A 23,353-nucleotide genomic window follows, 5' to 3' on the forward strand; every position below is an offset into this window, starting at 1 on the left:
TTATGAATTATATAACAATAAAAAAACATGATGATTTTCAAGCATTGTTTGATGTGGATGTTTTAATCACAGGAGACCTTGCGCGTCAAAGGGAGGAGCTAGAGTGGAATACCTGGCATCTTTCTTTTGATAAAAAATTTGTGCAAAAGCTGAAGATTGATGATTTACAGCGGTTTGTTGCAAAATTAATTGATAGCCGTGTGCAACAATTGAGAAGGCAGAGCAATCATACACCAGTAACGTTTTATGTTTGGTTTGAAAAAGCAGCGTTGCAATTATGTTTTGATTTTTTATCAGGCAAAGATATTAAGCTGCCTTTTGAGCGTGGATTGAATTTATTATCTTCAATTGATCCTGTGCTTACAATATTTTTATCTGAAGCACAACGCATTGCAATTCACGGTAATCTTAATGATTTTATAGAGTCGGTTCGAACAGATTCAGGCTGGGAAGGAGATCCTGGTTGGGATGATGATGAACCGGAGTGGATTCAGGACGTATACGTTACAACGCTCAAAGTAACTCCATGTTAATAAATTATGCCCATATAAAAAAGTACGATGATTTTCAAGAGATATTTGATGCAAATATTTTAATAACGGGTAATCCTGCGCGTCAAAAAGAAGAAATATGCGAGAATATGTGGAAGGTCGGTTTTGATAAGAAGCTTATAAAAAAACTGACTATGCAGGATTTGCAACAATTTATTGAAAAATTAGTGCAAGTTCGTATTGAGCAACTCAAAAGACAGATGAATTATACTCCTGTAACATTTTATGTTTGGATTGATGAAATGTCACAGCATTTATGTTTTGATTTTTTATCAGGCAAAGATATTGTATTGCCACCTGAAGGGCGGTTTAATATATTGTCTTCAGTTGATCAGATTCTTGCATCATTTTTAGCTGAAGTGCAGCGAGTTGCGACTCATGGCAATTTGCAGGATTTTAGAGTTATAAATCCGGGTGATCCTGGTTGGGATGATGACGATTTTTGGGGTGAAAAGATACAGCAGCAGTATATTCAAGACATATATATTACAACTTTAGAACCTCAGTGAGTACTACATATGAATCTTTTATATTGGCTTTCGGCCTTACAAATTATTTTAGAAAGTTTTCCGATTAGCAGTTCTAGTCATCTCATTTTATTTGAACGGTTAATGCAGTGGTGTGGCGTTGCGCATATGCCAGTGGTGTTAGATGGTTCCGTCGAAGCATGGCAAGAAATACTCAATGTTCTGCATGGTCCTACAGTTATTGTTCTCGCGCTGTTTTTTGCAAGGCGCTGGTTGGCTTTGGTAACGTGGGATAAAACGTGGTTTTGGCAGATTGTGTCGTGGGGTATGCTCGTTCTGGTAGCAGATCTTTGTACTCTGCTATTTTTTTTCTTATTCAAGCATACCGGAAAAGATTTTTTTCCATTGGGGCTTGGCCTATGCGTTACCGCAATGAGTTTGTTGTTAACAAAATATTATGCAGTTGATGAGAATAAAAAATTTGATGGGATGGCGGCGATTATTTTAGGATGCGCGCAAGGCATTGCATTGTTGCCAGGAATTTCTCGCTTTGGTTTTACGTTTATGGCGGCACGATGGTTACAGTTTTCGCCACGGCGAGCATTTGAGCTTTCTTTTTTGATAGAGCTGCCGCTGATTTTTGCTGCGTTTGTAAAAAGTGCATATGGCTTAGGATGGTTGCAGATACAGACGGTATTCTTGCATGTTGATCTTATTTTAGTTATGATTGCGGCAATGATTGGAGCGTGGATTGGTTTAGTGGTAATGGATTATCTTATAAATACCAATCGTATGTGGTGGTTTTCGGTATATATGATATTGCCGATTACGGTCTGGTGTTTTGTCAGATAATTTTTTATCAAAACAGTTAAGTGATGAATCTTTTGTAGTGGTATGGAGTACGTTGTGCGTAAAACAAATTATGTGAAGAAGCAAGTATGGTTTGGAGCGTATCAACGAGAGTTGCACATTATTTTTCTCATTTCGCTTGCCCTCTTTCTTTCTCTATCATTATGCACGTATAATCCCACTGATAGTTCTTGGTGGTATGCAACCAGTGATGGATTCCAGCTTACTAATGCATGCGGTTTTGTGGGTGCGCAGATAGCGGCACTCTTTTTTTATCTGTTCGGTTCAGGCTCTTTTTTTTGTATAGCCCCACTTTGTTTTACGATTTATTTGTTGTGGTATGGATTGCCGGTACGGTCTGAATGGGATCGATATGGTGCGTATGCAGTTTTTATTGTTGCCGTCTCAACACTGTCTGCCGCATATAAAATTATGATTGGTGGCGCACATGTTCCTGGGGGTTTTATTGGCTTGCATATGTGGCGATTACTGTACCGATGGTTTGATTATGTAGGGGCTGTGTTGTGTATTTACACCACATTGCTTGCCTCTTCTATTATCATCACACAACTTTCTTTTATTGCTTGGTTTAGATCTTTAACGGTTAAACGATATATGTACACACTCTATAGATGGTTTCGAGTAACAGTGCGAGCATTAACGCCAGTTATGGTGCGCGGGACAGATTTTGTTCGCTGGATTGGGCAGCGCATTATTGGTGCAGCTCGTGCGGCAATTCACTATGTTGGTCTTGCATCTACGCCACTTGAATATGACGCACCAGAATATGATGATCCAGCGCTTGATTATCAAGATACAGATGTATCAGCATTGTTACATCGTACAACAATTGCTGCAATGCCAGTTGAGCATGTGGTTAATCAACTGAACAATGGTAACAATGAAAATCTGGTTTCATCGGTTACTCATCTGGAGCATCTGAATTCTCAACCGATTCCTGAAACGATTGTTATGCCAGAGGAACCATCGCAACCATCTGAAGGTGCTGCGCCTGTAGTTGATCAGTACCAATTACCGAATGTATCTATTTTTATTGGCACGCAGGGGCATGAACATGACGTGCAGCTGATGAAGCAATTAGAAAAACGAGCGCATATATTAGAAGAAAAGTTACGCTGTTTTGGTATTGCGGGATCAGTAACTTCTATAAAATCAGGGCCAGTAGTTACCTTATTTGAGTATATGCCTACTATTGATTCAAAAATCAGTAAGATTATTGCGCTTGAAGATGATTTAGCACTTGCGTTGCAAGCATTGAGTATTCGTATTATTGCACCGATTCCGGGTAAATCAGTTGTCGGTTTTGAGGTTGCAAATGCTCGCAGAACGAGCGTTCTTTTAGCGGATATTATTCAATCAGATTTGTATATGCAATATGCTGGGCAATTACCGCTTATATTAGGAAAAGATACGATTGGCAATAATGTGGTAGCAGATTTGGCGACAATGCCTCATTTATTAGTAGCGGGTTCAACAGGATCAGGAAAGTCGGTTGCACTCAATAGCATGCTTATTAGTTTGCTGTGTGCACACACTCCGGATGGTCTGCGTCTTATTTTGATTGATCCCAAGAGGCTTGAATTTGCGCCATACGCTGATATTGCGCATTTATTATTCCCGATTGTTACTAATCCACGTGACTCGGTTCCTGTTTTGCAATGGGTTGTGCACGAGATGGAAGAGCGCTATCAAAAGATGGCTGAACATGGTGCACGTAATTATGGTGATTATAATAAAATGATGGAAGCAGATGAGAAGTTGCCACTGATAGTAGTGATTATTGATGAGTTATCAGATCTGATGATGACAGCAGGCCGCGAAATTGAAGGATTAATTGTTCGTATTGCGCAGATGGCGCGCGCAGCGGGTATTCATTTGATTGTTGCAACGCAACGACCGTCAGTGGACGTAATTACTGGGTTGATCAAAGTAAACTTTCCCAGTAGAATTTCGTTTCGAGTGACATCAAAAGTAGATTCGCGTACTATTTTAGATTGTTCTGGAGCTGATAAATTATTAGGAAAAGGAGACATGCTATTTCTTGATTCAGCACATTCAATACTAACGCGGGTACATGGTGCATATGTATCTGATCATGAAATTAAAACGGTAACTGATCATATTCGTGCGCAACGTCCTGTTGTATATCGGGATCTTATTCGTGAGTTGACTGATTCTAATCAAGAAGTGAAAACAATAGATGATGAGTTGTATGAAGCAGTACTTATTTTTTTACAAGAAATTGATGATATTTCAATCTCTTTGCTTCAACGAAAATTTAGAATAGGATATAATAGATCTGCGCGTATTATTGAAATATTGCAATCGCGTGGTTTAATTATGCCGAGTGAAGGTGGCAAACCAAGAAAAGTAATTCGGTAAAAAAAGAGAATATATAATAGATTAAATTTGATAATAACAGGGCGAAAAACGGAGACATTCAATGCGTTTTGATGAGCATTTTATACAAGGGGCACTGACAGAAGTATCGATTGTTAATGCGGTGTTTCCTTTGGATCCACAGTTTAGTATCGATACGCGCACTCTCAAACAAGGCGATATCTTTTTTGCACTTCCGGGTGCACAAGTAGATGGGCATGATTTTGTAGCTGACGCGATAAAAAAAGGTGCTGGCGGTATTTGTATAGCGCACGATAAGAAAGATATATTAAAGACTGTAGATGCTGATGTACTTAAGAAAAAATTAATTTTAGTGGTGCCAAAGCCAGAGTATGCGTTGATTAGATTAGCGACGGTCTGGCGTTCATTTTTTAATTATCCGGTTGTTGCCATTACAGGTTCTGTAGGGAAAACATCAACTAAAGAATTGTTAGCACATGTACTGGATATGCATGGCATTCCCTATATGGTCTCGTTTGGTAATCAAAACACTAAGATAGGTGTTGCGTTAAATATATTGCGTATGCGTACATCACATAAAGTAGCTATTTTTGAAGTTGGTATTAACAAGCGTAATGAGATGGCTCGTATATCAGACATTTTACGTCCAACTACCGCAGTGATTACTAAAATTGGTCATAGTCATATGGAAGGGCTTGGATCAGTTGTTGACATTGCATTGGAAAAGCGTGATGTATTTAAATATTTTACTGCTGAAAATATCGGGGTAATAAACGGAGATCAATTATTGCTTTCGCAAGTTGGGTATCCGCATCCCGTGTTAAAATTTGGTACTAAAACAACAAATCAAATTCAGGCACGTAAAATTCATATCGGAACATCCGCTACGACCTTTACCCTAAAAATTTATAAAGAAAAATATAATATTTCGATTGCCAATGTGCATGAAGGTGCTGTGTTCAATTCGTTAGCAGTAGCATCGGTTGCCCATTTATTAGGTGTACCAGCAGAAGGAATAGTTGCTGCTATCAATGCGCCACCGGTTATTTCTGGTCGCTTTGAAACACGAGCATTTAAAGATAAATCCAAAGGTGCATTGATCGATGATTGTTACAGTGCAAATCCAGAAAGTATGAAGGCAGCCTTGCTTGCATTCCAGAAAATAGATACGCGCGCTAAGAAAGTTGTAGTTCTTGGTGATATGCTTGAACTGGGTATGAATAGCCCGTTTTGGCATCGCCAATTAGGACGGTTTTTACGCAAAGTACCATCACTGAAACATGCGATTTTTGTCGGTGATTTGGTTAAATGGACCAGTAAAACGGTGCCAGTAGGGCTTGCAATAACGTGTGTAAGCGATTGGAAAGAGGCGATAACGCAGCTTAATGAGATTCTTGATGAGGAATCGTTGGTTCTTGTTAAGGGTTCTAATGGCATGGGTCTTACGAATTTAGTCCGTGAGATGGCTGATAAGTAAGAGCATCCATAAGCAGTAAATATCTTCAAGGCGGTAGTTATAATGACTATCGCCTTGGGCATTTTAATGGGTATATTGGCAACGGAAGGTTGCTATAGTATACTGATAAAATATTAATTATTAGATTACTCATTCATGCCAGCCGGCTTGTCCGACGTAGCCTTGGCGAAGTCGGAAACTCAGTATAAGCGAAGGTTGGTTTTAACGTATGCGAGAATCATAGTGGAAACACCGGAACAATCAGTAGGTCATAAATCCGTTCTTATACAAGAAGTGTTAGAATATCTTAATATAAAACCAGGTGGTGTATATCTGGATGTTACGTTTGGTGTTGGTGGACATACTCGCGCAATTTTAGAAAAAGAGCCAACGTGCAGAGTGATTGCCATTGACTGGGATCAAAATATTCTTGAAGAGTATGGTGAGCCAATGGTACAAGAATTCGGTTCTCGGTTGGTGTTAGTTTGGGGGAACTTTGCCCATCTGTATAAGCTACTTAAAAAAATGGATGTTGAAAAATTTGATGGCATCCTCGCTGATTTTGGTACCTCTCAAGTGCAGATAACTGAGCGGCCAGGTTTTTCAGTTCACCGTGATACACCGCTTGATATGCGTATGTCGGTGGCCCATCAAAAAACAACGGCAGAGATTGTAATTAACTCTGCAACAGAAGAGACGTTGTGTGAAATATTTTGGCAATATGGTGATGAAGGGCGAGCGCGCCAAATTGTACGAGCTATCATTGAAGCACGAAGCAAAAAACGAATTAGGACGACTAAGCAACTTGCAGATATTGTTGCGCGTGCAGCTCCTGAAAAATTGCATCGTCGTGTTCATCCGGCAACAAAAGTGTTTCAAGCATTGCGTATTTATGTGAATAAAGAACTCGATAATATTACGGCATTTTTAGCAATTGCAGTATCTCATTTGAATCCTGACGGACGATTGGTTTGTATTAGTTTTCATTCATTAGAAGATCGATTGGTAAAACAGTTTTTTAAAGATCAGACGATATTGGGAGCAGTGACTGATTTAGCGCCAAAAGGTGTGGTTGGAACTGATCAAGAAATTGCTACAAATCCGTCAGCACGTTCTGCGCGATTACGTGTTGTACAACATGTGTGAAATACTGTTTGACAAAAAGGGTTTGCACTATAAACTTAATGTTCGAATGGGTAAAAATACCCAGAAGAAGGAAAGTTAGTATATATATTGCTAAGGATAGGTGACATGAAAATAACAGAAGTAAAAGTATATCCGGCAAAAGAAAGTGGCAGATTGAAGGCTTATGCAACGATCGTCTTTGACAATAGCTTTATTGTACGTGATTTAAAAGTTATTGAAGGAGATAAAGGCCTTTTCGTATCTATGCCATCACGACGCCGGAAAGATGGAACTTTTAGGGATATTGTGCACCCGTTAAATTCTGAGATGCGCACAGTTATCGAAGAGTCTATTGTCGCTGAATATAAAAAAGTGATCGAGAGTGGCGAAGCGGTAGAATCAGACGAGTAAGAAATTTAGGTAATGTTGGGGCGTCGCCAAGCGGTAAGGCACCAGGTTTTGGTCCTGGCATCCGGAGGTTCGAATCCTTCCGCCCCAGCCATTTTGTTTTGAGTTTAAAAGTCATTGTTATGCAACAATGACTTTTTTGTTGTCAAAAATAATCAAAGGGATTTAGGGATTTTATGATACGAATATTGTTTGTTATTGCCTGTGCAGCTTCGTTTGTTCCTGCTACGCATGCTGAAAATGTGATTCATGGTAAAGATATTGATACAATTCTGCTTACGCGTCGGCCTGATGGAAAGACGTATTATGCTCGTTTATTAGATGGCGCGGTAGATGGTACAGGCTGGGTTAAAGCTTCTTATAATTATTTAAAACCAGCTCATCAGCGTGTTGAGTGTTGGCTTATTACGGAAGACGATCGTGGTGTTTCGTCTAAAGAGCAGCTAGATCCAGCACAATTTCATATCTTAAGAAAACTGTATTATATGTTATGAGCATCCGGTTATTGGTGGTGATAATGATGAGCCTTGTAAGTAGTGTCTTTAAAGGCGAGTAGATGATCATATTCGATTTGGGCGGTGTATTATTGGAGGAAGCAGAAATAAATTTGGCGGGCGTGTTGCCAGCTGGCGTAGATATTGGAGAAGTTAACGGTAAAATACCGCGTATATTTAATCGGATGTTTGCATTTATTCATCTGATTTTTGGTAAAGATTGTAAGCGGGATTGGCTCGTGGGTCATATTTCTGGGCGAGAGCTGGCGCATGCGATTAAAGCGGCAATCGATCGTCAGGAATATGATTCTTTTTTTATAAGCCCGCAGGAGCGCAATCTTATTAAGTATGGTTCAGAGTTTATTCTAGTGCCAGAAAAATTAACGCCATTAACGCTGCTCGATCAAGAAGGTTTTGCCTTTGTTAAAAAGTGTAAAAACCATGGAATTCGAACGTTGATTTTATCAAATTGGGATCCAGAATCATTTGCATTCATTAAAGATACATTTCCAGAGTTGTTTGCCCTTTTTGATGAGCATGACATTGTTATTCCAGCTCATGTTGGTTTTATAAAACCTGAAGTTGAGATTTTTGAGTACATGGTGCGGAATTTATCGCTTGATGTTGAAAAGACCATTTTTGTTGATGATAGCGCAACCAATACAAGCGCAGCGCAAAGATATGGTATACAATCAGTGACGCATCGTGATTGGCAGCAAACAGAACAAGAATTAGCAAGGATTTTTAATGAACTTGATTGTATTAAGCGCAATGTTTAGTTTTTTTCCAGTAACTATTGATCATCTTCCTTTATTGCGTCATTGGTTTGCACAACCACATGTATCGTGTTGGTGGCCAACGCCAGAAAAAGAAGAAGATTTTTTTGCACACTTTCTTAAAAGAATTCGCTCATCAGATACGCATCCGTATATTGCGTTGATTGATGATAAGCCAATTGGATACGTACAAATGTATCACATTGACTACAATAATGAGAAGGCAGGTAAATGGCTGCCGAAATTCCCAGAGCACACTGTTGGCATTGATCAATTAATTGGTGAGCCTGCATATATTGGTAAAGGATATGGCACGCGAATGGTTACAGATTTTATCAGATTTATAAAAACGGTTGATCCCAATATAACAACGGTAATTGTTGACCCAGATCCGGAAAATAAAGCGGCAATTCGTTGTTATGAAAAGGTGGGCTTTCTACTAGTTGGGCTGTGTGAAACGCCGTATGGTAATGCATATTTGATGCGGTATGATATATAAAATTATATTATCGTGAATTCCATTCTATAAATTTTCTACTGAACGAATTTGCATTAATTACGCAGCAGCTGCTGCGTAAATTATTTTGAGGATGACATGGGGACGTTTTTTAAGCAAAATATTATAAAATATATTGGATAAAAAATGAAAAAATTGTTTTTACTGGTTTATATCGTTGCTGGATTAGGGTTATACTTTACAAGCCATGCTGTTGATTATGTATTGGATTAAAAGGAATAAAACTGTCGCTGGATTTCGCGATCATTTCGCGATCAAACTGCCAGTAATAACCACGAAAGCATCGATTTGATCGATGGTTTCGGCCTCTAGTAAGGAAATAAACTTGTCATTGTATTTCGCAATCATTTCGCGATCAAATCACGCCAATGACCACATAGTAAACCTGGCTTTACCAGTAGATTTGATGAAGCCTAATTCCTTGAGCCTGAGCAAATCAAGCTGAATGGTTCTGTTGGTGATCGTTAATCGCATTTTCCTTATAATCTCTGCCGTAGTCAGCGGCCCTTGGCCCAACACTTGTATAATTTTCTTTTGTCGACTAGTAAGCGCATTTAAATCAACTTCTGCGGGTTTTTGTTTTTTGATACTGCTAATGTGTTCCTTAAGAGGCAATGTTAATGAAAAGCCGCCTCCAATTTCTTCATATTTAGGCGGAGGATTGCCAACTTTTTTGCAATCATTGATCATTTCTACGGTCCCACGTCCCCATTTTTCAATTTTTCCACACAAATAAAATACTTGTGCAATCAGTGGATTGCGCAGAATTGATTGATGTTCTTTTGAGAGCTGATTAAGGGCAACGCCTTTAGGTAAAGTACCAGTGTTAGAAATATTTACGCGGTCATCATATATTGCAATTGATATAGAGCCGCCTGCCTGGCTGTAATCCCGATGAATTATGGCATTAGTCACGGCTTCGCGTAAAGCCTTATATGGTATTGCGGGGCTTTCAACACGAATGGGATTATTAGGTTCTATTCGTGCAGCTACTGGCAAAGAAAACACCAAAAAATCCATTGCTTTATCATATATATCAAAAGCATTGCCTCTAAAAGATTTTGTATCGAAGAATTCTGATTTATCTGTACCTCGAAAACGAGCCATCTTCATATTGCATTGCAAAAATTGTTTATCCTCTTTTTTTGCAAACAGGATTACCGCTGCATTGGTCAATTTTCCATCGATTGTTAAATGTAGTTTTTTGAGGATATCGGGAATGCTCTCAGATATGGCTGGCTCTGGCATTCTTTTTTCATAGACAGTCATACGTACTACTTCTTTAATCCTGTTGCGATCAAGATCACTCAATGTGCATGTATTGCCGGTCAAGGACTCCCATGTTGTTTGATTGTTTTTATTGTGAAGATATATATATTCCTCTTTTGACATTCGGCTTGTTGTTGATTGATTGCGGATGTATGCACGACCATCGTATGTGTAAGGTGCACTTTCTCCGGCTTCCGTTCTTAAAACAATCGCTTTGTGTTTATCATCAATCGGTACATATATAACATTAATTTTAGGATGAGGATCTATTTTGTTGAGTTCGATTGCAATATCTTTTCTTGTCGCATCGGACACAATTTGTCCCTTAACAATGCCAGTATTGGTCACGCCGAAAACAACCGTTCCACCCTGATCGCTGTTTAAAAAAGCACACAAAGTTTGCATGCCAGAAGTAATATTAGCAGTAGTGGTCTTAAATTCTAATTGCTCAGATTAACCCTTTTTGACCAATGATTTTAGTTGAGATAGTTTCATCAAAAAACTCCAATTACTAGACTGCTATTTCATAATTTTCTTTAAGGCTATCACTCTACCAATGTAAGTTCCACTGAATCATATTTTTTTCGAGGATCGGTTTTTTATAAAAACGGTATACTGGAGCATTGTGAAATTAAAGAATACGTGGTTAGATCGTTTTTTTAGAGAAGGACGCAATGAGATCGTTATTGAAACAAACCTATTTTCTTGTATTTTTTTGTGCAGTATATATTTTTTCTTCTTTTGCTATTCAGGAGGATAGTATGTCAGGTTGTTCGACCGAATTTTCTTTTGTTTTAAAGCCGTCACCAATTGGTGGTGTTGGGTTTTTTGCAACGCATGATATTCCATCCGGCACTATACTATTTAGGCAAGAGAATCATCCTGTACGGCGGCTAAAAGTTTGTGATATTCCGCAAGAGCTGCTCAAGTATTGTATTTACATTAATGATCAAGAATGTATTGCGCCTGAGCGATTTGATCGCATGGAAATAGGGTGGTATCTAAATCATTCTTTTGATCCTAACGTTGCTCACCAGGCAAGTATTGAATGGAATGATGAAAGTCACGTCAACACCCTATATGCAATCAAAGATATCAAAGCTGGCGATGAGATTTTGATGAATTACAATGATTTAGACGAGCCGGAAGATTTAAAAGAAGAGTTTTATAAATAATTGATCTTTAAATTTAAAGGAGTTGGCGTATGGTGCGTAATAAGCTAGTTATATTATTTATGATTGTTTTTGTTTCTTCTCTACAAGCGATGCAGCATAATGTTGGAAAATCGCCGATGCCGCATAATGTTGAAAAACCTCGCTTGCGCATAACCTCGCAGGAGATGCGCGAATTAAAAGCAGGTCGGACTAATATCCTTATGACAAGCACTCCTCAATCGACAATATATACTGCAAATCTACCAAGCGGCGATCGTCTTATCGCCGAACTTTTTTTTGCAACTGGTGCATCTAGATATAGCCGTCGTAGAAATGGTTGGGAGGGCGATGTATCAGATAATACAGGATATTTCAATTTAATTGAGCAATGTTATTTACGTGCGATGGGGAAGGCTCAACTGGCGGCGAATAAAGAGACTTTGACGACGTTTTTGCAGAATCGTGCTTTAGGGCAGCAAGCAATAATACATTTTTTTGACGATATGCAGGCTAAAGGACTCGGAATTCGTAAGAGGGCTACTGATCTTACAATAAAATACAGTTTGGTTGGTCAAAATAGCTCTGAAACAGTAAGTTTTTTAGCTGCGAATGAATTAGAACCAGAAGGTAAATACTTGGAGCAACGGAGAAGAGCGTGTCATGAGCAACCTTCTGATGCTAAAAAAAGGTTTGATCTATTTCGGCTAGCATATGAATATCAGGAAGCGTTAAAGCAAGAAAAACAAGAAGATCAGAAAGAAGAGAATGAGTAGCGAATGATCTAGATGAGCCGAAAGATTTAAAAGAAGCGTTTTATAAAGAAATTGTTTAAGGAATACCAGTATGGTTTGCATCAAAATCACGGCGGTATTTATAATGATTTTTGTTGTACCTTTGTGCGCGATGCAGCAATCCCGAGTTGTTGTAGCTAAAAATAATTTTGAGCCTCTGTTTACGCGTGCTGTTTTACAACGGCAAAAAATTATGAATTTCCTTGGACAGATACAAGCAGATGGGCGAAAAGTAAATAAGCTGATCGATGAAGGTGTGATAGCATATGCTTTGCGAGATCGAGATGGCTTAGATGAAGTAAGATTTTTGTATGATAGACCAGGGAAAGAGCGGTATGAGCGTGTATACCAAGTATACAGCTGGTTTGATTTTGATTGTTTACGTTCACATGCTCAAGAAACGTTTGATCTGTTTCGGCAAGCATACGCATATCAGGAAATATTAAAGCAAGAAAAACAAGAAGATCAGAAAGAAGAGCAAGAATAGCTTCAGAATCTTTGTGTTATACCCTTGCATACAAGGGTATCAAAGCTAGCGATGAGATTTTGATGAATTACAATGATTTAGACGAGCCGGAAGATTTAAAAGAAGAGTTTTATAAAAATTAAAAAGTGTAGACGTATGCATAAGAGCAATGGTATTCGCCCGTTTGGGATTTTTGTTTTTGTAATAAGAAAAATCCATAACGAAGAAAAATATTTATTGATACGCCGATCTGGAGAACGCCTATCGGGAATTTGGGAGATGGTAGCGGGTAAATGTGAAGAGAATGAGCTGGTGTGGCAGGGGGCGCTGCGAGAAATAAAAGAAGAGACGGATCTTATCGTCGATGAGCTGTATTCTGCGGATTACATCGAAGCCTTTTATGAGTTCCGGTACGACATGATTGTGCACTTTCCTGTGTTTGCTGCGTTTGTAAAGGATGGTCAAGAAGTTAGACTTTCGCCAGATGAGCATGATGCATTTGCATGGCTTTCATATGTCGATGCGCGGCAGCGGTTAGAATTTGATGGGCAAAAAAAAGCATTGGATTATATTCAAAACAAATTTGTTGAAACTGTTCCAAATAAATGGCTGAAGATTACTATACCGTGATGATAGGATATCAGTTGTATGTATTGTATATTATTTGATATAAAGGATGTGCCGTGTTGCGTAATATAATTATCTTTTTAACAGGGACTTTTTACATAGTTCCTTCGATGGCGATGCAATCCCAGCTAGATGTACAGAAAAGAAGTGTGCAAGAGCCTCTCATCTGCAGTTTGTTAAATATGAAATATGTTATTAATTTTGTGCATGGATTAAAAAAAGAGGGACTGCAAGTGTCTAAGCGATCCGATACGAGCAAAATCACATATCAGGTATGTAGTCAGAGTCGTTCTGAGGAATCGCATTTTTTTCTCGAAGGTCAGCTGCGTGGCCAGTACATGCGTATATATAGAAGCTATTATCCCACAAACCGTCTTGATAAGGCATATACAGATCTTTATGCGCAAAAGAGATTTGGATTTTTGCGGCAAGCATATGTATATCAGCAATCTTTGAACCAATAAGAAAAAACGCAGTAGAGCAAGGCTTTGGTTTTGTTGGTGTGAAAAGTAGAGTATACTTTCACGTCTTGGAGGCGCTTTATAAAAAGTAGAATGATTTGTAGGTTTGTTAGCAAAAGGCTTTTTTATGATACGCAATGCGATTCTTGGAGTATGTATACTGTTCTCTATTACTGTTTTACATGCCATGCGTGAGCCAGAGAGAGGATCTTTGAAAAAGTTACGAGCGGAACAAGAAGGGTTGCGGCGTTTAAAAAATGGGGTAAAAATAACAAGTGTTGAAGAGCGAAATTACAATGGCATTTTACTGCAATATGTGGTTGAGTTTCAAACTGGATCGATTGGCACGTGTACTTATGCGCGTTACGACAGATACGGTTTTCAATATACGTATTGGGAAAAGGGATCTGACAATAGAGTGTTAATACGACGCGATGGTCAGGATGCGAAATTATTATTTGATGAATATCAATCATTTTATCGCCGTTTAGCGCAACGATAGCTTTTATATCGATCTCGAGCAAACAGGGCAGTTGCATTGGCCTTATAGCGCATCAAGTTTTTTCAATATCGCACGGAGCGACTTATAATTACCTTTGCATATGGTCAGTGCAGTGATGCCAGCTGCTTGTGCTGCCAGAACATTCTCATATAAATCGTTGATAAAAATACAATCTGCGGGATCGAGTTTATACGTATTAAGCACGTATTTGAATGCTTCTTTTTCCGGTTTTATAAGCCCAATCGCTCCAGAAACGATGATGTGGTTTTTTTTGAAATAGGTATCAAAAATATCGGCATATCGCTTTTGTAATAAATCAAATGATACAGTATCCCAATTTGATAAGACAAGGAGCGTGTTTTTTGGAGATCCATCAGGCTTTTTGGCATGGTAACAATCATTAAGGAGGGCAATTGCATCGGGCAGCGGGTACGTTGCATTGACCAGTGATTCGGGATCAAACATCTGTTCTAATGTTTTAAGAACCAACGTTTTTTGTCGATTGCTGATAAAATATTTTTGCTTATCAAGATGTTCTATATAATCGCGTACCGATTTGAGGAGCTCTTGGCCGGAAATAATCCCTGCAAGCCATCTATTCATGATGATAGGTAATGGAGTGCCTTCACTATCCGTTGCGATTTCTCGTGGGAACTCTTCTGGAGGATTTATTTTTGATAATACGTCAAACACCATGGGACGAATGTTAGGACTTTGCCAATCGAATAGCATGTAGTTTATAAAATGGTGTACTCCAATTTGACGGGCGAAAGTAACATATGATGTGCCAAAAAGAGTATCTCCTAAATCCCAGATTATTACTTTGCTATAAGCAGATGCTGTGCAACAACTTATTATAATGATGAGTGTACGGAGATAAGAACGATATTTCATCATTCAGATGACCTGAGTAATGCATCTATTTGATTAATTTCGGCAGTGATTTCTGGGGTTTCTGATTGGGTTGCGAGCTGACCTCTGCGGTATTGGAGCCATTCACGTTCAAATTTTTTTATTTTTTTATTGAGTTCAGTAAGTTCTGCATAGTATTTATCGACCAGTTTTTTATCGTTTGTTTCTTGAGCTTTTTTTAAAGAAGTTTCAATTTCACTTTTTACAACTTCCAATGAAGATTTGGGTATTTCAAAGCCATGTGTTGTTTGATATATGCATAATGTGCTTATGATGATGTATACATATTTCATAAAATTCTCCTATTTTTATTTAATTGCGGTATGAGATGTGAACCTATCAGATTCAATTATGATGCGTCAATTGTTTATAGGATTCTCGATGGCGGAGCTGATGGTGTTACCTGTTCAATGGCTTGTTGATTGCATGTCCAACAGGCAATGATATGGAAATAAATTTTATATAAGAGTGGAATGATGTAATAAAAAATAAAAAGGTTATACTATGTTTTCACTTTTTATTATCTAATTTGAAAGGTTTTTTATGATGCGCAATAAGATTATTGGATTATGTGCAGCTATTTGTATCTCTTCTTTACATGGTATGCAGGAGCAAGATTTTCAACGCATACAAATTAAGAGAAAGCTATCAGATTGTTCGCTTTTACAGGGTAGGCCTGTACGTTCGGCTGATAGAATTATGCGTCCTGGTGGATTGAGATATGTTATCCATTTTGCAGATCAGAGTGTAGCGCATTTCGCTCATATACTGCACAAAGGAGAATATCATTATTATGAACAAAGATTAAACGGTGATAGCGTTCAACACAGTGGTCCAGATGCGGAGCGCTTATTTAAGCACTATCGTAGCTACATACTAAACTAGGATCGCACCGTAGTGGCTTCTCTCTGAAGAGTAAAACCTGTATTGGTAATTAAAAAATACAATAAATGTACGTTATGAAAGGTTTTTATATGATACACAGTAAGATTATTGCATTATGTGCCGTTGCGTGCATTTCTTCTTTGGATGCTGCTATGCAGCACCAAGATTTTCGTGCGAGGAGAATTGTGATAGGACAACAACTAATTCCAGAGTTGCAAAGGCCAGTACACTCTATTAGAAAAAATCCTATTGCTAATGGTGAGCAGTACGTTTTACTATTTCCCAATAAGAGCATAGGATGGTGCACGTATACGCCAGCGGGGAAATATGTACAAGATCAATACCATTATGAAGAGCGAAATCTCAATCGTGAAATAGTGCATCAGCATAGTGGCCAACAGGCACAAATATTATTTAAGCACTATCGTCTTTACGCAGCAAATTAACACCGCGTAAAAACGATGCGCGTATTGGCAAAAGTAGAGATAATGAAAATATAAGATGAATATAAGTGCGAAGGGTTTTTTGTATGATGCGCAGTAAGATTATTGGATTACTTGCCCTTACTAGTGCTGCTTTTTTGCAGGGTATGCAGAGTAGGAGAGTGTCTCTCGAGGATTTGAGACAAGACCAGCTACGCCTTCGGCTGCAGAGGCCAACACACTTGATTGAAAAAGCTAGTTTTGCCAATCCCAATAGGTTGCAGTATGTTGTCCACTTTTCAAATGGTAGGACTGGGTATTGTACCCATACGCCACCAGAAGGGTATGAGTATATTGAGAAACGAAGAGGTGGTGCCATTCATCAATATGATGGCAAAAAGGCGCAAGCTTTGTTTACCCATTACAGCGGGTTATATAGAGGTGCAGTAGAGGAATAAAAATTTAAGTAGGCGCATGTTTATAATGCGCCTACTTGTTTACATACCATTCTATGTTTATCAATCTGCAAGTCGAGAAAGTCCATTTTTCTTACTGCGGTTAAAGCAGTAGATAAACAGGATGATTGCGCTGATTGCATACAATACGCTCAGTATATATCCGATAATCAGATATGATGTTGGGTCTTGCTGATGCATCACATATCCTCGCATGCCAGAAAAAACATAACTCATTGGTAAAACGGCGCTAATTGTTTGCGCCCAGTAAGGAAGAATGTCAGTTGGATAAAATACACCGCTGAATGGTGCCAATACCCATCCAACTATAAATCCAAGCTCTATGCCTCGTCTTCCAATGCTGATCATAATTTGTAAGCAAGTAAGGCCAACCCAGATGCAGGAAAAAAATAGTGGTGGAAAAAAAATGAGAAATGTGGAAATCATATACCAGATTGATATGCCATACGCACCATAGATGATTAGTATGCAGAAAATGGAACTTACAACTGTTCTGATTGTGCTAAATAATATCATACCTATCACCCAGTCACTGGTAGCAATCGGTAGAGAAAATAGGTTTACTATATTATTTGACGCAAGTTCTTCGTTAAAGGCTCTAATCATGGTGTGCGCCCCTCGGCTTACTACTTGCCACAATATAATGGCAAGTAGTGCAGTCACTTGATAGTTGCGTAATTGTTCTGGTTGTGATTGTTGGATCCATGCTCCTAACATTCCCCAAACCAATATATCAAATAAGGGCCAAAAGAACCCAACCACGGTAAGATTGAAATCTTGTATGTAGGTACGAAGATGGCGTATTATTACTGCCCAAATTACTGCTGGCGCAAACATTATGTTCCTTTGTGGTTTTAATCTGCGAGTCGAGAAAGTCCATTTTTCTTACTGCGGTTAAAGCAGTAGATAAACAGGGTGATTGCGCTGATTGCATACAATGTGCTGAGTGCATATCCGATAATCAGATATGATGTTGGGTCTTGCTGATGCATCACGTATCCTCGCATGCCAGAAAAAACATAACTCATCGGTAAAAAGGAGCTAATTGTTTGTGCCCAATGCGGGAGCATATCCAGTGGATAGTATGCACCGCTGAATGGAGCGAGCATCCATCCCACAATGAATCCAAGTTCTATGCCCCGTTTGCCAAACATGATTGCAATCTGCAAGCAGGTAAAAGCGATCCAGATACCAGAAATAAAGAGTGGTGGTGCAAAAATTAAGAAGGTTGAAATGAGGTATGTAATCGATACATCATACAAAAGATAGATAAAAAATATGCAAAACATTGAGACTAAGCAGATCATGATTGAGCTAAAGAGCGTTATGCCAATCATCCATTCTGTGATTCGTAGTGGCAAAGAAAATAAGTTTACCACGTTGTTTGACCACAGCTCCTCAAGAAATGACATAAACATGATGTTACAGTTTCTACTTACCAATTGCCAAAGAAGAATACCAAGCAATGCTGCTGCTTTATAATTATGAAATTGATCAGGTTGAGAGTTTTCAATCCATGTTCCTAAAAAACCCCAGATGAGTATATCCAGCATGGGCCAATAAAATCCAGCGAGGGGGAGGTTCCAATCTTGTTTGTATACGCGGGCATACCGTAACACGGTTGCCCAAATCGGTGCTAATGAAATCATACGGTTCCTTTTTTAGCAACAGTTAAGAAGTAATCTTCAAGGGTCGGTTTATCAATTGAGATATGTGAATACATGATTTTATGTTCAGCCAAATGTATTAAAAATTGTGCGATAGCATATTCATCAACTTCAATAGTTAGATGATTGTCTTGAACGGTGTGTGGGCGTTGTGTTTCATGGAGATATGCAAGAGCGCGGGTTGGATCGCCAGCAATGGTAAGATGTATTTTGACTTGTGATATTGATCGCGCTAAAAAGTTCCGGTGTATCATCTGCTATTATGATTCCTTTTTTTAACACGATGACACGGTCACACAGTTCGGTGACCTCATTCATGTTGTGTGAGGTGATTAAAATAGAAATATTGCGTTGTGTGCGTTGTGCTAAAATAAATTTTCGCACTTCCTGTGCAACGTCCGGATCAAGCGCTGCAGTTGGCTCATCAAGCAGTACAATTTCTGGATCACAAATAAATGCTTTTGCGAGCATCACTCGTGTTGCTTGACCAGCCGAAAGCGACCCTGTTTGTTGATTGCGCAGTTCCCAGATTCCAAAAAACTGTAACAGTTTTTCAATCTGTTGTGCGCGATGGTGCGTTGGCATGCTGTACATACGACCTATAATATCCAGATTTTCAAGTACCGATAGGCGAGCAGGAAGTTTATCATATCCACTTGCATAACCGATTTTTTTGAGTGCAGCAATACGATGACGTGCAAAATCCATGTTAAAATACGAAATTGTTCCGCTGCTTGGTGTTAATGTTCCCAATAGCATTTGAATGGTTGTTGTTTTTCCTGCACCATTGGGTCCAAGAAAGCCCAAGATTTCTCCCTTTTTTAGTTCGAAAGAGATGTCCTGCACGGCGGTGTAACTGTGCGTTGAGGTGAATGGCCAAAAGCCGGAGGAAAATGTTTTACTGAGATTGTTAACGCGAAGAACTGACATAGTGTTCCTTTGTAAATGATGTGAGAGATGGTGTTATTGTGTGTGAACAAAAAACATCCAATATTTTTATAAAATATACTGTTGCCTTGCAAAAAGGGCTTATGTAAATGGATTAAAAAAGAAAAAAGCAAAAAAAATTATAAAAATTTAATTGCTAATTAAGAGATGGAATAGAAACTTTCATAGTTCACCATTGAACCTTCTGGATATCGATATCCAATTGAGTTTTAAAATAACGAATACAGCATAGCACAGGTGGCATGCAAAGCAAGCGTAAAAAATGTAATGAGCGCTCTTACATCACCCCGATATCAAAAAGAAATTTCACCCAACCAGAAGGCTTATCTCCCGGAGGCGCAGATTTTTTAGCTTTATCGCGTATGCAAGTAGCGCTCGGATTTGGGCCAGGACAAAAGTGATTGGTATGAACATCAATCGGGTTGCGCATTTCTTGCGGTAACGGAATCTCCTCAATGTTGCCAAACCAATCTTTATTAATATATGAAGAGATGCCTCGCGGGCCTAAATTGCCATTCCAATCGAGATAGCCAAAATGATCTGGATTATCGTCATGCACTATTGGATTAAATCCAGCGCTGGTACTTCTGACCGTGCGATAAATATTTTTTTCCGTTAATCGCCACATTTTGCCTTTTTTTGTCACATCATTTGCAAGTCCATAAATGCGGGTGTACACACCTTCTCGTGGGTAGTTTCCATGTCCGCCATATGCACAGAAAACAATCGGGTGTCCATCTTCCACCATAAATTCTTTTAACGGATTATTGGTAGAGCCAGGAGCATACAGCCACATTCCTTCTTTTATTCCATGTGCGCCATATTCAATAGCCTCAAGCTTGCCTGTTTTCGCATTTACTTTCATGGTTACATGTTCCAAATCGCCTTCATGAGCATTTTGAAAATCACGGGCATCTCCCTGGAAAATAGTGCCGAGCGGAACTTTGATATCATATGGCTGGTTGTATCCAAAAAGACAGAGCCATTGAATGTAAAAATAATTGGTATCAATAGATAAGTCTTGTTTGATTCCATAAAATGTAGTGACATGCATGGGAACGCCGTCTGGATAAAGTGCTGGATTTGAACCATAAAAAATTCTTTTATCATATTTCAGTGGATCTCCAGGAGTACCATGCCAGATAAAATATTTTTTTTCAGGATGTGCTTGAGTGAGATCGGACAGTTTGCGAAATGTTACTTTTCCCAGAGGTATCACGACTTTGCCCCCTTCGCTCGGGCGCGCGCCTTCTCTGATCATTGTCGTTTCACCAGCAAAAAAATCTGCTGGCGCAATTGGACCAGCTAAATCATCAGGATGCACGTAAAAAATAGGGCTATATTTTTTTATGGCATCAAGAATGTTAATTTCTTCATCATACAATGATTGTAGTTCAATGTCTGTTTCAAGTAGATTGTCTTTCGCTTGTATTAATGCAGCTCGTTCTTGCATTACATTTGGTGGCGTTGGTTGCGCTGATTTACGAACATATTTTGCCGGAGTTTTTAATTGAAACCCGGTAATGGGTCGGCGCTTGGCTAATGCGTTTATAATTAAAATTCCTTCAGCGCCATATTTTCCAATGTTACTAAAAAACTTTTTAACGGGAGCAAACGCTTTAATTAATGGATCAAACACATTTGCGTCAATTCTTGAAATCTCAAAGCTGGGCCACCAATTATTATTATCAGCGGGATTTTTTTTGGGTACCACGGTAAGGCTAAAATTATTATATACTGCCTGTCCCAGAGGAGCAGAATATACATCTGGTTTTACTCCCCAACATTCTCCTTTACCATTAAGCATCTGCGCAGTAAATACAAGCGGTTCGCCTGTTTCAGGATTTGTTCCCCACGCTTGCCCTATTTGTGCACCTTTAGTGTGTACGTCTGAAAAACCGATATGAAGTCGCCAATCATTTACTCCTTTTATCCCTGCGACAATCTCTTCTAATGGATTACCATCGGGTCCTACGACGGTTTTTTTAGTTGCTGCTGGTATATCCCGTCTAAAATAATCTCCCGCAAATTCCCAGCGGGCGTACATAGAAACGAGAATGGTGTTATGAACAACCACGTTGACAGCGTTAATAGGCAATAAGAATGTTATGCTGTATAGAAGTAAATATAACCTGATTTGCTTTATAACTTTGTTCATTACTTCGTACCTTTTTATTGTATAACACACACAATTCAATACTATGAACTTAGCTCAATAGATGTGTACACCACAATGAATTTTTTTAAGTAACCATCTGCAATGTGTAATACATGGTTTTTTCACCGCACAACATACATTAAGCGTGCGCATAGTAAGAGCCTATCCAGAAACTCTTAGTCGAGAACAATATTGCAATAGATGGGGATTCTAAGATGGGTTGATATTCGATCGTCTTCACGAGCGCATGCGTGGTGATCCAGGAAATTGTGTGCTCAGCCTGAGCGCGACAAAATAAATCATTTTTTTAATTGAATTCAGTTAAATATCTCCTTTATTGATCTGGATTGCCACGCACGCCAATGGCGGCTCGCAACGACGATCGGGGATTTTTTGTTCTTATTATATCTTTTTAAATATGGCGAGTAATTTTCGGATAAGATCTAAAGGTAATTTATTGGGGTTTTATTCTGGATTGGTACCGTTATGTTGCGTGCGAGCTTGGAGAATTTTATTTTTTTGACCTTCGTATTGCTGTAATTGTTTGCGGTGATTACGGAATTTTTGAATTGTAGTTCCAGCAACATGAGCTGCTGATGCTATCGCTAGCCAATTACCTATTTGTGTTGGCCCCTTTTGTTTTTTATATACTTGTGTTGCGGCAAAACCAGCAAGGCCAGTCAGAGGGCTACTGACTATATTTTGTGCCAGATCTAAACAATCTTTCCGTGAGGGAACTATTGTTCCTATGAAAGAAGGTGGGGTAGGTAGTGGCGTTTCAGGAAGTAAGTTTTGTACAAAGTTTTGCATGCTGCCAGTCATGTTCGCGTGCTTTTGGAATACTTTCAAAAGTTCCGTAGTCTTTACTTCTTGGTCTAAAAGTTTCCATTCATCTGATTGCATGCGCTGTGCTAAGCGAAGTAGCTCAGATTGAGTTGGGGCTATGTGATTGTGATACATGATGCTTTCAATTGTATGATCTGGAAAATTTGGGGATGCGTTTTGTTCTGATCTTAATTGTATTTGGGCCGATTCTAGTGATGCAATAATAGGAGATAATGCCTGAGCCGCAGGAGTGTTAAGATCTATTGCGGAAAGAGAATTAGATTGTCCTGAATTTTTCACTTTTGGTAACTGTGTTTGTGCTACTGTAACAGTGCGTGCTAATAAATCGGCTAGACTTTCATCTTTTGCGAGTAGCACGGAGAGGATGAGTGCTGGGGCGGTGTTATGATGTATTGCACGTTGTATTTCAGTGGCAGTTTGTGCCTGAGGTGTTGACGCCTCGAGAAGGACGTGCAGCTGTGCGTTGGCTTGCTGGATATTTTCTTTTGTATAGGTAGAAGGGGAGACCTTCATGGACTGCATGAGTTTTTTGCAGTTGGTTAGTAGCTTTTGTAGTATATTAAAGTTTCCTTGTTGTTGCGCTGTATGACAAATGTAGTTAAGTGCATTTTGTTCTTCGTCAGACACAGCACTTTTTTCAGTTTCGGCGGCACCGTATATATTCGTATTACCTGTTCCTAATAAGATGATTGCTAGTGCAGTGGTTACTAGTAGCTTCATTGTATGTCTCTTTTTTTATGAAAT

At 38.9% G+C, this 23,353-nt stretch carries 27 protein-coding genes, 1 tRNA gene and 1 pseudogene; 20 read left to right on the forward strand and 9 right to left on the reverse strand.

What is annotated here, in order from left to right:
- The first annotated feature begins 2 nt into the window (after positions 1-2).
- From VGT41_06565 to VGT41_06615, 11 genes are all read left to right on the forward strand, one after another.
- A complete protein-coding gene (locus tag VGT41_06565) occupies positions 3-533 on the forward strand; it encodes a hypothetical protein (protein ID HEV2601924.1) in 531 nt (176 codons plus the stop codon).
- Positions 527-1,060 (forward strand): hypothetical protein, encoded by a 534-nt coding sequence (locus tag VGT41_06570; GenBank protein HEV2601925.1) that lies wholly within the window; start codon positions 527-529, stop codon positions 1,058-1,060. The genes VGT41_06565 and VGT41_06570 overlap by 7 nt, the downstream gene beginning before the upstream one ends.
- Before the next feature lie 9 nt (positions 1,061-1,069).
- Positions 1,070-1,870, forward strand: coding sequence for an undecaprenyl-diphosphate phosphatase (locus tag VGT41_06575; protein HEV2601926.1), 801 nt, complete (start codon positions 1,070-1,072; stop codon positions 1,868-1,870).
- A gap of 54 nt (positions 1,871-1,924) precedes the next feature.
- Complete coding sequence (locus tag VGT41_06580; protein HEV2601927.1) at positions 1,925-4,270, forward strand: DNA translocase FtsK; 2,346 nt, start codon at positions 1,925-1,927, stop codon at positions 4,268-4,270.
- Positions 4,271-4,331: 61 nt separating this feature from the next.
- On the forward strand, positions 4,332-5,726 hold the full coding sequence (gene murF / locus VGT41_06585; GenBank protein ID HEV2601928.1) for a UDP-N-acetylmuramoyl-tripeptide--D-alanyl-D-alanine ligase: 1,395 nt from the start codon (positions 4,332-4,334) through the stop codon (positions 5,724-5,726).
- A 222-nt stretch (positions 5,727-5,948) separates the two neighbouring features.
- Positions 5,949-6,851 carry a 16S rRNA (cytosine(1402)-N(4))-methyltransferase RsmH gene (gene rsmH / locus VGT41_06590; protein ID HEV2601929.1) on the forward strand — a complete coding sequence of 301 codons (903 nt, stop codon included), beginning with the start codon at positions 5,949-5,951 and terminating at the stop codon, positions 6,849-6,851.
- Positions 6,852-6,956: 105 nt separating this feature from the next.
- Positions 6,957-7,241: a septation regulator SpoVG gene (spoVG, locus tag VGT41_06595; protein HEV2601930.1), complete on the forward strand. Its 285-nt coding sequence runs from the start codon at positions 6,957-6,959 to the stop codon at positions 7,239-7,241.
- A 16-nt stretch (positions 7,242-7,257) separates the two neighbouring features.
- Positions 7,258-7,332, forward strand: a tRNA-Gln gene (locus VGT41_06600).
- Positions 7,333-7,414: 82 nt separating this feature from the next.
- Positions 7,415-7,732, forward strand: a complete 318-nt coding sequence (locus tag VGT41_06605; protein ID HEV2601931.1) for a hypothetical protein — start codon at positions 7,415-7,417, stop codon at positions 7,730-7,732.
- 62 nt (positions 7,733-7,794) lie between these two features.
- Positions 7,795-8,511, forward strand: a complete 717-nt coding sequence (locus tag VGT41_06610; protein ID HEV2601932.1) for an HAD-IA family hydrolase — start codon at positions 7,795-7,797, stop codon at positions 8,509-8,511.
- Positions 8,480-9,007 (forward strand): GNAT family N-acetyltransferase, encoded by a 528-nt coding sequence (locus tag VGT41_06615; protein ID HEV2601933.1) that lies wholly within the window; start codon positions 8,480-8,482, stop codon positions 9,005-9,007. Before VGT41_06610 ends, VGT41_06615 begins: the two co-directional genes overlap by 32 nt.
- 378 nt (positions 9,008-9,385) lie before the next feature.
- Here VGT41_06615 and VGT41_06620 read toward each other — a convergent pair whose 3' ends face one another.
- Both VGT41_06620 and VGT41_06625 read right to left on the reverse strand, forming a co-directional pair.
- Positions 9,386-10,417, reverse strand: coding sequence for an ATP-binding protein (locus VGT41_06620; GenBank protein ID HEV2601934.1), 1,032 nt, complete (start codon positions 10,415-10,417; stop codon positions 9,386-9,388).
- 9 nt (positions 10,418-10,426) lie between these two features.
- Positions 10,427-10,735, reverse strand: a pseudogene (locus tag VGT41_06625) (ATP-binding protein).
- A 320-nt stretch (positions 10,736-11,055) separates the two neighbouring features.
- Here VGT41_06625 and VGT41_06630 point away from each other — a divergent pair.
- The 6 genes from VGT41_06630 to VGT41_06655 all read left to right on the forward strand — a co-directional run bounded on the left by VGT41_06630 (position 11,056) and on the right by VGT41_06655 (position 14,295).
- Positions 11,056-11,469: an SET domain-containing protein-lysine N-methyltransferase gene (locus VGT41_06630; GenBank protein ID HEV2601935.1), complete on the forward strand. Its 414-nt coding sequence runs from the start codon at positions 11,056-11,058 to the stop codon at positions 11,467-11,469.
- 29 nt (positions 11,470-11,498) lie between these two features.
- A complete protein-coding gene (locus VGT41_06635) occupies positions 11,499-12,221 on the forward strand; it encodes a hypothetical protein (protein HEV2601936.1) in 723 nt (240 codons plus the stop codon).
- Between the two features lie 70 nt (positions 12,222-12,291).
- A complete protein-coding gene (locus VGT41_06640) occupies positions 12,292-12,726 on the forward strand; it encodes a hypothetical protein (protein ID HEV2601937.1) in 435 nt (144 codons plus the stop codon).
- A 135-nt stretch (positions 12,727-12,861) separates the two neighbouring features.
- Entirely contained in the window at positions 12,862-13,335 is a 474-nt protein-coding gene (locus VGT41_06645; protein HEV2601938.1) for an NUDIX domain-containing protein, read from the forward strand.
- Between the two features lie 53 nt (positions 13,336-13,388).
- Positions 13,389-13,796, forward strand: a complete 408-nt coding sequence (locus VGT41_06650) for a hypothetical protein (protein ID HEV2601939.1) — start codon at positions 13,389-13,391, stop codon at positions 13,794-13,796.
- 124 nt (positions 13,797-13,920) lie between these two features.
- Positions 13,921-14,295: a hypothetical protein gene (locus VGT41_06655; protein ID HEV2601940.1), complete on the forward strand. Its 375-nt coding sequence runs from the start codon at positions 13,921-13,923 to the stop codon at positions 14,293-14,295.
- 42 nt (positions 14,296-14,337) lie between these two features.
- On the opposite strand, the gene VGT41_06660 is transcribed toward VGT41_06655, so the two are convergent.
- A complete protein-coding gene (locus tag VGT41_06660) occupies positions 14,338-15,192 on the reverse strand; it encodes an HAD-IA family hydrolase (protein HEV2601941.1) in 855 nt (284 codons plus the stop codon).
- Entirely contained in the window at positions 15,189-15,500 is a 312-nt protein-coding gene (locus VGT41_06665) for a hypothetical protein (protein HEV2601942.1), read from the reverse strand. Before VGT41_06665 ends, VGT41_06660 begins: the two co-directional genes overlap by 4 nt.
- Before the next feature lie 250 nt (positions 15,501-15,750).
- Here VGT41_06665 and VGT41_06670 point away from each other — a divergent pair, with 250 nt between their 5' ends.
- The 3 genes from VGT41_06670 (at position 15,751) to VGT41_06680 (ending at position 16,972) form a co-directional block, all read left to right on the forward strand.
- A complete protein-coding gene (locus VGT41_06670; GenBank protein HEV2601943.1) occupies positions 15,751-16,092 on the forward strand; it encodes a hypothetical protein in 342 nt (113 codons plus the stop codon).
- Positions 16,093-16,181: 89 nt separating this feature from the next.
- Positions 16,182-16,538 carry a hypothetical protein gene (locus tag VGT41_06675; GenBank protein ID HEV2601944.1) on the forward strand — a complete coding sequence of 119 codons (357 nt, stop codon included), beginning with the start codon at positions 16,182-16,184 and terminating at the stop codon, positions 16,536-16,538.
- Between the two features lie 83 nt (positions 16,539-16,621).
- Complete coding sequence (locus tag VGT41_06680; GenBank protein HEV2601945.1) at positions 16,622-16,972, forward strand: hypothetical protein; 351 nt, start codon at positions 16,622-16,624, stop codon at positions 16,970-16,972.
- A gap of 60 nt (positions 16,973-17,032) precedes the next feature.
- Here VGT41_06680 and VGT41_06685 read toward each other — a convergent pair whose 3' ends face one another.
- The 5 genes from VGT41_06685 to VGT41_06705 form a co-directional block, all read right to left on the reverse strand.
- Positions 17,033-17,827, reverse strand: coding sequence for an ABC transporter permease (locus tag VGT41_06685; protein HEV2601946.1), 795 nt, complete (start codon positions 17,825-17,827; stop codon positions 17,033-17,035).
- 17 nt (positions 17,828-17,844) lie between these two features.
- Positions 17,845-18,639 (reverse strand): ABC transporter permease, encoded by a 795-nt coding sequence (locus VGT41_06690; protein ID HEV2601947.1) that lies wholly within the window; start codon positions 18,637-18,639, stop codon positions 17,845-17,847.
- 174 nt (positions 18,640-18,813) lie between these two features.
- On the reverse strand, positions 18,814-19,587 hold the full coding sequence (locus VGT41_06695; protein HEV2601948.1) for an ABC transporter ATP-binding protein: 774 nt from the start codon (positions 19,585-19,587) through the stop codon (positions 18,814-18,816).
- A gap of 295 nt (positions 19,588-19,882) precedes the next feature.
- Entirely contained in the window at positions 19,883-21,763 is a 1,881-nt protein-coding gene (locus tag VGT41_06700) for a Vps62-related protein (protein ID HEV2601949.1), read from the reverse strand.
- 465 nt (positions 21,764-22,228) lie between these two features.
- Complete coding sequence (locus tag VGT41_06705; protein HEV2601950.1) at positions 22,229-23,329, reverse strand: hypothetical protein; 1,101 nt, start codon at positions 23,327-23,329, stop codon at positions 22,229-22,231.
- Between the last annotated feature and the right edge of the window lie 24 nt (positions 23,330-23,353).

The organism is Candidatus Babeliales bacterium (assembly GCA_035944115.1).
Lineage (GTDB): Bacteria > Babelota > Babeliae > Babelales > Vermiphilaceae > DASZBJ01.